Annotated in this window: 11 protein-coding genes; 7 read left to right on the top strand and 4 right to left on the bottom strand. The window is 70.6% G+C overall.

Annotation, left to right across the window (positions count from 1 at the left end):
- The first annotated feature begins 64 nt into the window (after positions 1–64).
- On the top strand, positions 65–634 hold the full coding sequence (locus ACI2LP_RS02615; protein ID WP_404722694.1) for a DinB family protein: 570 nt from the start codon (positions 65–67) through the stop codon (positions 632–634).
- 9 nt (positions 635–643) lie between these two features.
- Here ACI2LP_RS02615 and ACI2LP_RS02620 read toward each other — a convergent pair whose 3' ends face one another.
- Positions 644–1,420: a GntR family transcriptional regulator gene (locus ACI2LP_RS02620; RefSeq protein WP_404722695.1), complete on the bottom strand. Its 777-nt coding sequence runs from the start codon at positions 1,418–1,420 to the stop codon at positions 644–646.
- 149 nt (positions 1,421–1,569) lie between these two features.
- On the opposite strand from ACI2LP_RS02620, the gene ACI2LP_RS02625 reads away from it, so the two are divergent.
- Entirely contained in the window at positions 1,570–2,415 is an 846-nt protein-coding gene (locus ACI2LP_RS02625; protein WP_404722696.1) for a (2Fe-2S)-binding protein, read from the top strand.
- Positions 2,416–2,632: 217 nt separating this feature from the next.
- Positions 2,633–3,712, top strand: a complete 1,080-nt coding sequence (locus tag ACI2LP_RS02630; RefSeq protein WP_404722697.1) for a DUF2637 domain-containing protein — start codon at positions 2,633–2,635, stop codon at positions 3,710–3,712.
- 86 nt (positions 3,713–3,798) lie between these two features.
- On the opposite strand, the gene ACI2LP_RS02635 is transcribed toward ACI2LP_RS02630, so the two are convergent.
- The 3 genes from ACI2LP_RS02635 to ACI2LP_RS02645 all read right to left on the bottom strand — a co-directional run bounded on the left by ACI2LP_RS02635 (position 3,799) and on the right by ACI2LP_RS02645 (position 7,677).
- Positions 3,799–4,257 carry an ATP-binding protein gene (locus ACI2LP_RS02635; RefSeq protein ID WP_404722698.1) on the bottom strand — a complete coding sequence of 153 codons (459 nt, stop codon included), beginning with the start codon at positions 4,255–4,257 and terminating at the stop codon, positions 3,799–3,801.
- A 128-nt stretch (positions 4,258–4,385) separates the two neighbouring features.
- Positions 4,386–6,128: a pyruvate dehydrogenase gene (locus ACI2LP_RS02640; protein WP_404722699.1), complete on the bottom strand. Its 1,743-nt coding sequence runs from the start codon at positions 6,126–6,128 to the stop codon at positions 4,386–4,388.
- 61 nt (positions 6,129–6,189) lie between these two features.
- Positions 6,190–7,677: a protein phosphatase 2C domain-containing protein gene (locus ACI2LP_RS02645; RefSeq protein WP_404722700.1), complete on the bottom strand. Its 1,488-nt coding sequence runs from the start codon at positions 7,675–7,677 to the stop codon at positions 6,190–6,192.
- Positions 7,678–7,926: 249 nt separating this feature from the next.
- Here ACI2LP_RS02645 and ACI2LP_RS02650 point away from each other — a divergent pair, with 249 nt between their 5' ends.
- From ACI2LP_RS02650 to ACI2LP_RS02665, 4 genes are all read left to right on the top strand, one after another.
- Complete coding sequence (locus ACI2LP_RS02650; protein WP_404722701.1) at positions 7,927–8,919, top strand: helix-turn-helix domain-containing protein; 993 nt, start codon at positions 7,927–7,929, stop codon at positions 8,917–8,919.
- Between the two features lie 23 nt (positions 8,920–8,942).
- Entirely contained in the window at positions 8,943–9,425 is a 483-nt protein-coding gene (locus tag ACI2LP_RS02655) for a DUF456 domain-containing protein (RefSeq protein WP_404722702.1), read from the top strand.
- 180 nt (positions 9,426–9,605) lie between these two features.
- A complete protein-coding gene (locus ACI2LP_RS02660; RefSeq protein ID WP_404722703.1) occupies positions 9,606–11,885 on the top strand; it encodes a glycosyl hydrolase family 95 catalytic domain-containing protein in 2,280 nt (759 codons plus the stop codon).
- A 62-nt stretch (positions 11,886–11,947) separates the two neighbouring features.
- Positions 11,948–12,313, top strand: a complete 366-nt coding sequence (locus tag ACI2LP_RS02665) for a PPOX class F420-dependent oxidoreductase (RefSeq protein ID WP_404722704.1) — start codon at positions 11,948–11,950, stop codon at positions 12,311–12,313.
- Positions 12,314–12,343 lie beyond the last annotated feature (30 nt).

Consider the following 12,343-nt stretch of genomic DNA (forward strand, 5'->3'; position numbering starts at 1 on the left):
ACCCGCCCCCAGCCGAGCCCCTGGACCAAAACTCACTCGCGGGCTTGGGCCCTCACGGACGAACATGCAGCGCATGAGTGACCAACACGCACGATGGAGCCAGGCAACCATCTACCCCGACATGTGGGCCGACCCGGACGACGACCCCCGCAACAGCGATGGTGTCAGTCCGGACGGCGAGCTTGCGACGCTGCAGGACTTCCTGACGAACTACCGCATGACCCTGCGGATGAAGTGCGAGGGCCTGGATGCGGAGCAACTGGCCCGTCGGTCGGTTCCGCCGTCGACGATGTCGCTGCTCGGCCTGCTTCGGCACCTCGTCGAGGTGGAACGCGACTGGCACAACTGGATCAGCGACGGTGATCCGCTGCCGAAGCTCTACGGCGAGGGTGGCGCGGACTTCGACGGAGCTGTCGCCGAGCAGGCCGAGGTCGACGCTGCTTACTCCGCTCTGGAGCGCGAGCAGGCCGCGACCGACGCCGCGCTGGCCGAGCACCCGGATCTGAGCGAGCGTGTGGGGAAGGACGGGATCGCCGTCCGGGAGCTGATGGTGCACAGGATCGAGGAGTATGCCCGTCACTGCGGGCACGCCGACCTGTTGCGCGAGTGCATCGACGGCAGGGTGGGCCAGTGACGTTGGCCGTCAGGCTTCCGCGCCCGTGAAGTGCTCCCGCACCAGCGACTGCACCACCGCCAGGTCCTGCGCCACCAACGCCTCCAGCAGCGCCATGTGTTCCGCCGCGTCCGCCACCAGGTCCGCCCTCCGCATCACCGGGGCGCTCGTCAGCGGCCACTGGGAGCGGCGGTGCAGGTCGTCCGCGACCATCACCAGCTGTTGGTTGCCGGACAGCGTGAGCACTGCGCGGTGGAAGGCGCGGTCCGTCTCCGCGTACGCCGCGCGGTCGCCCGTCGCCGCCGCCGCTGCCGTCGCGTCGGCCAGGGGGCGCAGCGCCGCCCAGCGGGCGGCCGGGACCGTGCGAGCCAGGCGGAGCATGACCGGGACTTCGATCATGGCGCGGACCTCGGCGAGCTCGGCCAGTTCGCGGGCGCTGCGTACCGCCACGCGGAAGCCGCGGTTGGGGATCACCTCGACCGCGCCCTCGATCGCCAGCTGCTGCATCGCCTCGCGTACCGGAGTCGCCGAGACGCCGAAGCGCTCGCCGAGGACCGGGGCCGAGTAGACCTCGCCCGGGATCAGCTCGCCGTCGACGAGTGCGGTGCGCAGGGCTTGGAGGATCTGACCGCGGACCGAGTGGCGCTGAACCGTGCGGGGCGGGGGTGGCTCGCTGTGGGTGTGCTCGCCGCGGGCCTGTTCCGGGATGAGGGGACGGTCGGGCTGCCCGCGGCCCCCTTGTTCGGGGACGTGCGCGGATGCGTACGGCGGCGGCGTCGCGGCATCGCGCGCTCGGGCCTGCTCCACTCGGGTCCTCCTCCGGCCAGGTGCCGGGCCCGGCTCGCGTGCGCGGGGCCCCTGTGCACCATAGGCGGGCGGGGCCGCAGTTCAAACACGGAATGCGTCGGGTAAGGTAAGGCTTACCTGCTAACGATCGCGATTCGGTGGTCCCCAGCATGACCGTTCCTGCCCTGTTGCCCGCCCTTGCCTCGCCCGTCGGGGACGCCTATGCGCGCCTGGCCGAGGTCCATCCTGGGCTGCGGATTCAGGAGCTCGGCGACGGGGAGCCGGCCCCGGTCGGCGGCGGCTGGGTGAGCGCCGGTGAGCTCGCGGACGGCGGGCCCGCCCTCGATGCCTTTCTCGACTGGGACCACGCTCAGATCCTGCGGGACCACGGCCGGCAGGCCCGCCCCGATGTGATCGCCAGTATGGGGCTGCACCGCTATGCGTGGCCCGCCTGCCTGCTCTTCACGGTCCCCTGGTTTCTGCACCGCCGGGTTCCGCGCCTGCCCGTCCACGACGTTTCCGTCCAGCGCGCAGTCGGCCGGATGGCAGTACGGGTGAAGGAGTTCGCCTGTCTGCCCGACGACCCCGCCGCTCAGCTGCCGGGTGCCCGGGTCGTACCGGACGAGGATGCCCTGCGCGCCGAGGTGCGAGGCGCCGTCGCCGAGCACATCGCGCCCGTCCTGGGCGGCTTCGGCCCGCGGATGCGGCGCGGCAGGCGCGCGGTGTGGGGCATGGCGACCGACGAGGTCGTCGAGGGACTGTGGCACATCGCACACCGCCTCGGCGAGGAGCAGCGGGCCATTGCGGAGCTTGAGCGGCTGCTGCCGGGAGCCACCAAGCCGTACGTCGGAACGCCCGGCTTCCGTGAGCTCCGCGGGCCGGACGGCGAGCTGCTGCCGACCCGGGACCGGGCCGGCTGCTGCCTCTTCTACACCGTGCGCCCCGAGGACACCTGCCTCACCTGTCCGCGCACCTGCGACGCCGACCGGGTGAGCCGGCTGCGGCCGGGCAACTGATCTCCCGCACGCCTGCGTCACGCCACCCGACCGGGTGAGAAAATCGAACTAACTCCCTTTACTCGTGCGGTAGTTCGACGAGATCGCACCTATCCGTATGCCATGTGGCCCCATTGGCGTTCTCTTGCCCCGAAACCCCTTGAGCGCACTACGACTTCGGCCACTATGGCGGCCGAAACGCTCTACCGCGACGCAAGCGATGCAAGGGACACCGCCCATGAGACTGACCGACATATCGCTGTGGCTGCTTCCTGGCGGCGTGATGCTCCTGGGGTGCCTGGTCGCTGTGACGGTGCTCGCGCGCGGCAAGCGCGCCGACGACAAGTCCACGTCCGAGGACTCCTGGGAACGCAGCGAGGAGCGCCGAAGGCGCAAGGAGGCGATCTACGGCACGGCCTCCTATGTGCTCCTGTTCTGCTGTGCCGCGGTGGCCGCCGCACTCTCGTTCCACGGCCTCGTCGGCTTCGGCCAGCAGAATCTCAACCTCACCGGGGGCTGGGAGTATCTGGTCCCCTTCGGCCTCGACGGCGCGGCCATGTTCTGCTCGGTGCTCGCGGTGCGCGAGGCCAGCCACGGTGACGCGGCGCTCGGCTCACGGCTGCTGGTGTGGCTGTTCGCGGGCGCGGCCGCGTGGTTCAACTGGGTGCACGCCCCACGGGGGTTCGGACATGACGGCGCCCCGCAGTTCTTCTCCGGGATGTCGCTGTCAGCCGCGGTCCTGTTCGACCGGGCGCTCAAGCAGACCCGCCGGGCGGCGCTGCGCGAGCAGGGCCTGGTGCCCCGGCCGCTGCCGCAGATCCGCGTCGTGCGCTGGCTGCGCGCTCCCCGGGAGACCTTCGGCGCCTGGTCGCTGATGCTGCTTGAAGGCGTACGCACCCTCGACGAGGCGGTTGAGGAGGTCCGCGAGGACCGGCAGCTGAAGGAGCAGAACCGCCTGCGAAGGCGGGACCGGGAGAAGATGGAACGGGCGCAGATCAGGGCGCTCAACCGGCAGCACCGGGCCTGGGGGCGCGGGCGCCACCGCATGACCGAGCTGCCCTCGGAGCTTCCCGCCCTGGGCTCCGCAAGCGGTTCGACGCAGGCCCTATCCGGTGGCGTCGGGTCCGTCGCGGAGCCTGCCATAACCGAGCCGGGACAGCTGCCGCTTCGTTCCCGGCCTTCCCTCCAGGCCGTGAAGATGGGCGACAACGCCAAGCCGCGAACGATCGACCTCACCGCCGAGGACGACACCCAGGCGCTGCCACGGCTGGACTCGCTGGAGCAGAAGCTCACGGATCTGGAGCGGCAGTTCGGCTGAGCGCACGGCCAGGAGGATTCCGGTCAGGAAGATTCCCGCGAAGGCGCGCGGTCAGCACGAATCGCGCGAAGGCCGGCCTGCGACTGTCAGGCCGGCCTTTCGTGCAGCTCGAACCAGACCACCTTGCCCACTCCATGCGTTCGCACGCCCCACGCGTCGGCGAGGCTCTGCACCAGGATCAGCCCCCTGCCGTGGGTGTCCAGATGCGCGGGCGGCACATGCGGAACCGGCAGCCCGGCCACGAAGTCCCGTACCTCCACCCTCAGCGTGGAGGCCGCGACGGTGGCCGTGACGACCGCGCCATGAGCGGTGTGCACCAGCGCGTTGGTCACCAGCTCGCTGGCCAGCAGCTCCGCCACGTCCGTCGTGTCCTGCTTCCCCCAGTGCCGTAACAACTCCCGTAAAGCACGTCGTACTTCAGGAACGGCCGTGAGATCCGCGCAGCCCAGCCTGCGGCGCAGCTGACCACACGGTGCTCCCTCCGCCTCGGGTTCCCCGCCCTGCGCGCTCGCGTCAGGCCCGGCCCCTCCCTGACGCCCAGTCATCATCCCCACCCGCACGTCGAAACAGCCCCTTCTCCGGAAAGACCCCTTATGTAGAACACGTTCACAGAAATGCATGCCCCGACCGCGGAGCGTCACTCATGTCGAAATGTGAACCAACGGGGGAGGTGTCAAGGCCTGGGCACGTTCCGCAGGTTCGAGCGAGCCAACTGGACCATCCTGCCTACGCCACCGTCCAGCACGATCTTGCTGGCGGAGAGGGCGAATCCGGTCACCATCTCGGCGCTGATCCTGGGCGGGATGGACAGCGCGTTCGGGTCGGTGACCACATCCACCAGGGCCGGGCCCTTGTGCCGGAAGGCGTCCTTGAGCGCGCCCGGGAGTTGCTTGGGCTTCTCGACGCGCACCCCGTACGCCCCCGCCGCCCGCGCGATCGCCGCGAAGTCCGGGTTCTTGTTGCTGGTTCCGTACGACGGAAGGCCCGCGACCAGCATCTCCAGCTCCACCATGCTCAGCGAGGAGTTGTTGAACAGCACGATCTTCACCGGCAGGTCGTACTGGACGAGGGTGAGGAAGTCGCCCATCAGCATGGTGAAGCCGCCGTCGCCCGACATCGAGACGACCTGGCGGTTGCGGTCGATGAACTGCGCGCCGATCGCCTGCGGCAGGGCGTTCGCCATCGAGCCATGGCTGAAGGAGCCGATGATCCGGCGGCGGCCGTTCGGTGAGATGTAGCGAGCCGCCCACACATTGCACATGCCGGTGTCCACGGTGAACACCGCGTCCTCGTCGGCGAGTTCGTCCAGTACGGAGGCCACGTACTCGGGGTGGATCGGGATGTGCTTCTCCACCTTGCGGGTGTACGCCTTGATGACGCCCTCCAGTGCGTCGGCGTGCTTCTTCAGCATCTTGTCGAGGAACCTGCGGTCCGTCTTGGGGCGCACGCGCGGGGTCAGACAGCGCAGCGTCTCGCGTACGTCGCCCCAGACGGCGAGGTCCAGCTTGGAGCGGCGGCCGAGGTGCTCGGGCCTGACGTCGACCTGGGCGATCTTGACGTCGTCGGGGAGGAAGGCGTTGTACGGGAAGTCGGTGCCCAGCAGGATCAGCAGATCACACTCGTGGGTGGCCTCGTAGGCCGCGCCGTAGCCGAGCAGACCGCTCATGCCGACGTCGAACCTGTTGTCGTACTGAATCCATTCCTTGCCGCGCAGCGCGTGCCCGACCGGGGACTGGATGCGCTCGGCGAACTCCATGACCTCGGCGTGTGCGCCCGCCGTGCCGCTGCCGCAGAAGAGCGTGACCCGGTCCGCCTCGTCGATCATGCGCACCAGCTTGTCGATCTCGGCGTCGCCCGGCCGGACCGTCGGCCTGGAGGTGACAAGCGCGTGCTCGATGGACTTCTCGGGGGCGGACCGCGATGCGATGTCGCCCGGGAGCGAGACGACGCTGACGCCCCCCTGGCCGATCGCGTGCTGGATGGCGGTCTGCAGCAGGCGCGGCATCTGCTGTGGGTTGGAGATCAGCTCGCAGTAGTGGCTGCACTCCCGGAACAGCTGGTCGGGGTGGGTCTCCTGGAAGTAGCCCAGGCCGATCTCGCTGGAGGGGATGTGCGAGGCGAGAGCGAGCACGGGCGCCATGGAGCGGTGGGCGTCGTACAGCCCGTTGATGAGGTGGAGGTTGCCGGGGCCGCAGGAACCGGCGCAGGCCGCGAGCTTTCCGGTGAGCTGGGCCTCGGCGCCGGCCGCGAAGGCGGCGACCTCCTCGTGCCTGACCTGGATCCAGTCGATGGCGGAGTTGCGCCGGATCGCGTCGACGACGGGGTTGAGGCTGTCGCCGACTACTCCGTACAGCCGCTGGACGCCGGCGCGGACAAGGATGTCGACGAACTGCTCCGCCACACTCTGCTTTGCCATGGAATGCGTACCCTTTCTCGGCTTCCGGGCCTGCGCATCCATCAACCCATGGCCAGAGCGGTTACGCCTCCCAGACTGCGACGGCCGTACGGTCGTCGGCGTAGCCCTTCACCCGCAGCTGAGTGTCGGCGAGAAACGCGGCCATGCCCGGCGGCTCGCTCGTGGCCCAGCGCCCCGCCAGCTCGTCGGCGAGGGCGGGCTCGCCCCGCAGCGGCTCGGCCAGGCCGGTGCTGCACAGCAGCAGGGTGTCTGACGGACGGGCCACCGAGGCGCGGAAGCGGAAGGCTTCGGCGGGTGGCGGGGGCGGCGCCTCGATGTACGGGGACGGGGGCGTCGCGATCCCCAGGTCCATGGTGAGGTGGTCGCCCTCGGGGGTCTCGGCGGGCGGCGACCCGAACCCCAGGACGGGGGCGCCGGTGACGGCCGCGGGCTCGGGGACCGCGGGCTCCAGGTCCTGCCAGGCGCCGTCGCGGAGGCGGAAGAGACCCCCACGGCCGACGCCGAAGAACACGCGGGTGCGGCACTCCGGGTCGGCGGAGAGCAGCAGACAGCGCAGATCGGCGGTGTACTCCTCCGGCTCCACGCCGAGCTCGGCGGCGCTGGCGCGCAGTTTGCCGAGACTGCGGTCGGTGAGCCGGTTCAGCCCGGACTTGAGATCGCCGCGGCGGCCCGCCCTTATGTCCTCGGAGAGGCGGGCATGGCTGCGGCCGACGGCTCCGCCGATCCAGCGGCAGGCGTCGGCGGCGGCCAGATGGGCGCCTTCGGCGGCGCGGGCGCCGCTGGCGACAGCGACCAGGACGAGGGCGGCGTCGCCGGTGCCGAAGCGGGCGGTGAGCAGTGCGTCCCGGCGGGGCTGGCCGCGGTAGCGGGCGGAGTCGCCGCGGATGGAGGCGGCGCGCAGGGTGTATGTGCCGTAGCGGGCGCCGTCGAGCACGGTGTCGGCGACGAGCTCGTCCAACTCCTGGGGCTGGGCCGGGGGCAGGGCGGTGGGCTCGGCGTCGTAGGTGGGCGGGCCGTCGCCGACGTACGCGACGTGGGGACGCGCGGGTGCCGGTGCCGACTCGGGGTCCGGCGCGGGGCTTTGCGCGGGCGGGGCAGCGGGGCGCGGCGGAGCCGACGGGAAGGCGGGTGGCTGATCGGGGGCGTCCGGTGGCTCCCAGGGGGCACGCTGCCGCGGCGGGGCGGGGCGTCGGCCGGAGGCGTTCGCGGCACCGGAGGCGGCCTGCCGGTCCGGCGCGTCCGGAGTGCGGGGCGTGCCCGGCCTGTTCGCAGTGCCCTGCGTGCCCGGCGCCGGGGTGTCCGGCGTATTCGGAGCGCCCGGCGGAGCCTTCGGGTAGGCCTCCCACCAGGCCCGGGGACGCCGCTCGTCCAAGGTCGGTTTGGGTGGGGCCGCCGTGTCGTCCGGGGCCACCGCGTCTGACGCGGAGTCGAATCGGTCGTCCAGCGTGTCACCCCCGGTGGCCGCGGGACCCGTGTCCGGGGCGGATTCGTCATACAGCCGGTTCCACCAGTCGTCCTCGGTGGGCGGCCTCTCCCCCTGCTGACTCATGCCCCTATTGTCCACCGCACGCGCGGGAAGAAAACGGGGCAACCCAAAAGACATACGTGCGGCAAGAGGTCTGCCGGGTGACGGAATTGCCGTTCGTGTAGGCCAGTTCGGTCTTGGGGGTGCAGGTCATTGGCAGAGTGACGGGTGGGGCAGGGATGATGTGCGCGGCGGAAAGGCGCCGTGGCCGGTTTCCGCCAGTGCGGCCGGCTGCGGCCGGAGAAGCGCACGTCCGGGGAGGGGTGGCGTCAGATGCTCGGAGCGATTGGCCTCGACGAGAGACAGGAGTCGGCGTACCGCGCGCTCGTCGCGCTCGGGGCGGCCGAGGTCACCGATCTCGCGCACCGGCTCGCCCTGCCGGAGACGGACACGGAGCGCGCGCTGCGCCGGCTGGAACAGCAGGGACTTGCCGCGCAGTCCCCGGCACGCACCGGGCGCTGGGTGGCCGCGCCGCCCGGCGTGGCGCTGGGCGCGCTGCTGAAGCAGCAGCGGCATGAGCTGGAGCAGGCGGAGCTGGCGGCCGCTGTGCTGGCGCAGGAGTACCGGGCGGAGGCCGCCGAGCCGGCCGTGCACGACCTGGTCGAGCTGGTGACCGGCGCGAGTGCTGTCGCGCACCGTTTCGTACAGCTTCAGCTGGGCGCGACCGAGGAGGTCTGCGCGCTCGTCACCGGCAAACCGGTCGTGGTCACGCTGACGGACAACGAGGCGGAGGTGAAGGCGGCGACGCGCGGCGTGACGTACCGCGTGGTGGTCGAGCGCGAGGTGCTCTCGCTGCCCGCCGGGATCACCGAGCTGACCGCGGCGCTGGGCCGTGACGAACAGGTGAGGGTGGTCGACCGCGTGCCGACCAAGCTCGTCGTCGCGGACCGGGCACTCGCCATGGTGCCGCTGACCGGGCACGGGGCCGAGCCCGCGGCTCTCGTTGTCCATGCGAGCGGGCTTCTCGAGTCGCTGACGGGCCTGTTCGAGGCGGTGTGGCGGGATGCCCTGCCGCTGCGGCTCGGCGCGGGCGGCGTCGTGTCCCAGGAGGCGGCACCGGGGCCCGACTCGACCGATCTGGAGATCCTTTCGCTGTTGCTCGCCGGGATGACGGACGCGAGCGTGGCCAAGCAACTGGACGTGGGGCTGCGGACCGTTCAGCGCCGGGTGAAGGGGCTGATGGAACTCAGCGGTGTGACGACCAGGCTGCAGCTCGGCTGGCATGCCTACGCACAGGGTTGGGTGGCTCGCGACCTGCGGGAATGAGCCGGATCCTGCACCCTTGGCAGATGGGCGTGTGGCAGCTCCTGCTGGTGGGCCTGGTGATGCTGCTGGGCCTGTTCGGGGTACTCGTTCCCGGTGTGCCCGGACGCTGGCTGGTGTGGGCCGCAACCCTCTGGTGGTCGTTGCACGAGAAGTCCGGGCTCGCCTGGGCGCTGTTGGTGGGCTCGACGGTGCTGCTGCTGATCGATCAGGTGGTGGTGTGGGAGCTGCCGCCGCGCCGGCCGCGCGGCGTCGGCATCACCCGGCGGATGGTGGTGTCCGCGGGCGCGGGGGCGCTGATCGGCTTTCTGCTGGTGCCCGTGGTGGGGGCGATACCGGGATTCATCGGGGGGATCTACGGCTCCGAACGGCGGCGGCTCGGTGAGCACGGGCCCGCGGTGGCCTCCACCCGGGCGGTGATGCGTGCCGTGGGGACGAGTGTGCTGGCGGAGCTGTTCGCCTGTCTGCTGGTCGTGGGGGCGTGGGTGGGTGCGGTGATCTGGGGCTGACCTCCGGGGCTGAGCGGTTGCTGCCGCCCCGCTGAACGCCGTCCAGATGGACAGATACACATCGGATCTCTCCCGCTGTATTGACTGAGTCCTGCCACGTGCCTACCTTCCGTCGATGGATAGCTCGGATGAATTGGCAGCACGGCTCAGACAACCACTCATCCATCTGGAGGCACTCGCATGACCTCACGGAGAACCGTGCTCGGCTCGGCCCTGGCCGGCGCAACTCTCGGGACTCTGCCGGAGCTCGCCCAGGCAGCCGCCCCTGCCCCGCTCCGCCCCGCGTGCAACCGCTGGCAACTCCGCAATCGCATGGAGAGCGACGGCGCCTGGTCCGCGTTCCTGCGCCGCCAGGACCTGGTGTGGCACCGGCTTCCCGCTCTGTGGCACGAGGGCCCGTTCCTGGGCGACGGGCGACTGGGCAGCATGGTCTACCGGGAGCCGGGCGCGAACAGCATCCGGTTCACCGTGCAGCACGGCGAAGTCCAGGACCACCGGCCCCAGTTCGGCAGCGGATGGGGAACATGCCGGCTGCCCGTCGGCCATCTCACCCTCGACCCGGCCGGCACGATCACCGGCGTCGACTGGCGGCTGAGCCTGTGGAACGCCGAGCTCACCGGAACCGTCACCACCGACAAGGGCACGATCACCCTCTCCGCCTTCATCCACGACGGAATCCTGGCCGCGCGGGCGACGGCGGGCGGGAACGAGCGGGTCCGCTGGGTGTTCCGTCCCGAGGAGGCCATCAGCCCCCGGAAGATCAGCGAGCAGCCCCCCGCCGGTTACACCGCCAACCCGCCCTGGACGATCCGTACCACCGGCAACGTCGAACAGGTTCTCCAGCCGCTCACCGGCGGTGGCCAGACCGCGACGGCCTACCGCCGCACCGGGGACGTACTGCTGCTGAGCGTCGCGCACAGCTTCCCTTCCGACAGCCGGGCCGCAGCCGTATCGCTCAGGAAGATCCAGGACGCCGCGTCGTACGGAACCCTCCGGCAGCGGCACACCCGCTGGTGGCACGGCTTCTACCGCAAGAGCTTCGTCTCCTTCCCCGACCAGCGGCTGCAGAGCTTCCACTGGATCCAGCTCTACAAAGTCGCCTCGGCCAGCCGCGAGGGCGGCCCGGTGATGGCGACCAGCGGCCCCTGGCTGGAGCCGACCCCCTGGCCGGCCGTGTGGTGGAACCTCAATGTGCAGCTGGAGTACTGGCTGATCCACGGCTCCAACCATCTGGAACTCGACTCGCTGGCAAGCACCTTGCGGCAGAGTCAGGAGCAGCTGACGGCCAACGTGCCCGCCGCGTACCGTACGGACAGCGCGGGAGTGGGGCGCAGCTCCGACATGTTCGCCGATCGAGGTGTCGGCAGCCCCGGCAGCGGCGCCGAAGTGGGCGATCTGACCTGGGCGTTGCACAATGTGTGGCTGAGTTACCGGCACTCCATGGACGAGACGCTGCTGCGGGACACGGTCTTCCCGCTGCTGCGTCGCGCGATCAACTACTACCTGCACTTCCTCACGCCGGACAGCGACGGAAAGCTGCATCTGCCCAAGACGCTCTCCCCCGAGTACCCGGTGACACCGCCGCGCGACACCAACTACGATCTGGCGCTGATCCGTTGGGGCTGCATGACGCTGCTGGAGGCGGCCGAGCTGCTCGGCGTCGACGACCCTCTGAAGCCGCGCTGGCGGGAGGTACAGGCCCGGCTGGTGCCGTACCCCGTGGACGCGAACGGCTTCATGATCGGCGCAGAGACTCCGTACGCGCAGTCCCATCGGCACTACTCGCACCTGCTGATGGTGTATCCGCTGTGCCTCGTCAACTGGGAGCAGCCTCAGAGCCGTGAGCTGATCGAGAAGTCCGTCGAGCACTGGCAGGCGCTGACCGGGGCGCACCGCGGCTACAGCTATACGGGCGCGGCGTCGCTGTACGCGATGATGGGCCGCGGCGACACGGCGCTGACGTATCTGAGGAAGTTCTTCGACCCGGCCTCCCGCTTCCCGTGCCGCGCCAACACCCATTACACGGAGGCGGGTCCGGTCATCGAGACGCCGCTCTCGGCGTCCCAGTCCCTGCACGACATGCTCTGCCAGAACTGGGGCGGTGTCGTACGTGTCTTCCCGGCCGTGCCGTCCTCGTGGGCGGACGTCACGCTGCACGACTTCCGCACCCAGGGCGCATTCCTCGTCAGCGCGGTCCGCGAGGGAGGGGTCACCCGCTTCGTGCGGGTGAAGAGCCTCGCGGGCGAACCGCTCAGGCTGCGCCACGGGCTGCCCGCCGGGGTCGAGCCGACGGCCCTGCTCGACGACGGCACGCCTGCGCGCGTCGAGGACGTGGGCGGGGGAACGCTCGCGATCGAGGTGCCCAAGGGGCGCGAGGTGCTTGTGTACGGGGGCGAGTGCCCCGATCTCGTGATCGCGCCGGTCGAGAGCGAGCCGGGCCGGCCATGGGGGCTGCCGTAGGTCGTCGGGCCTAGGGCGATGATCCGATGCGGGGCGCGGGGTGGGCGTGTTTGGCTTGGCGCATGACCGAATTCAGCGAGGCCGAGCGCGCGTATCTCGCGTCCCAGCGACTGGGCAGGCTGGCGACAGTCGACCCGAGCGGCCAGCCGCAGGCGAACCCCGTCGGGTTCTTCCCGCAGGCCGACGGGACGATCCTGATCGGCGGCTACGCCCTGGGCACGACGAAGAAATGGCGCAACCTACAGGCCAATCCGAAGGCGGCGCTGGTGGTCGACGACATCGTGAGCCTGCGCCCGTGGAAGGTCCGCGGCGTGGACATCCGTGGCGAGGCGGAACTGCTGACGGGCCCGCACGAACTGGGCCCGCATTTCAGCGAGGAGCTGATCCGCATCCATCCGAAGAAGATCCACAGCTGGGGCCTGGAGTAGCGGCCTCAATCGCCGGACGCGCTGAACCTC

The organism is Streptomyces sp. NPDC019890 (assembly GCF_044903445.1).
GTDB lineage: Bacteria > Actinomycetota > Actinomycetes > Streptomycetales > Streptomycetaceae > Streptomyces.

Coding starts and splice junctions, on each gene's coding strand:
- ACI2LP_RS02615 (WP_404722694.1), top strand. CDS start 65: ATGCAGCGCATGAGTGACCAACACGCACGATGGAGCCAGGCAACCATC.
- ACI2LP_RS02625 (WP_404722696.1), top strand. CDS start 1,570: ATGACCGTTCCTGCCCTGTTGCCCGCCCTTGCCTCGCCCGTCGGGGAC.
- ACI2LP_RS02630 (WP_404722697.1), top strand. CDS start 2,633: ATGAGACTGACCGACATATCGCTGTGGCTGCTTCCTGGCGGCGTGATG.
- ACI2LP_RS02635 (WP_404722698.1), bottom strand. CDS start 4,257: ATGACTGGGCGTCAGGGAGGGGCCGGGCCTGACGCGAGCGCGCAGGGC.
- ACI2LP_RS02640 (WP_404722699.1), bottom strand. CDS start 6,128: ATGGCAAAGCAGAGTGTGGCGGAGCAGTTCGTCGACATCCTTGTCCGC.
- ACI2LP_RS02645 (WP_404722700.1), bottom strand. CDS start 7,677: ATGAGTCAGCAGGGGGAGAGGCCGCCCACCGAGGACGACTGGTGGAAC.
- ACI2LP_RS02650 (WP_404722701.1), top strand. CDS start 7,927: ATGCTCGGAGCGATTGGCCTCGACGAGAGACAGGAGTCGGCGTACCGC.
- ACI2LP_RS02655 (WP_404722702.1), top strand. CDS start 8,943: ATGGGCGTGTGGCAGCTCCTGCTGGTGGGCCTGGTGATGCTGCTGGGC.
- ACI2LP_RS02660 (WP_404722703.1), top strand. CDS start 9,606: ATGACCTCACGGAGAACCGTGCTCGGCTCGGCCCTGGCCGGCGCAACT.
- ACI2LP_RS02665 (WP_404722704.1), top strand. CDS start 11,948: ATGACCGAATTCAGCGAGGCCGAGCGCGCGTATCTCGCGTCCCAGCGA.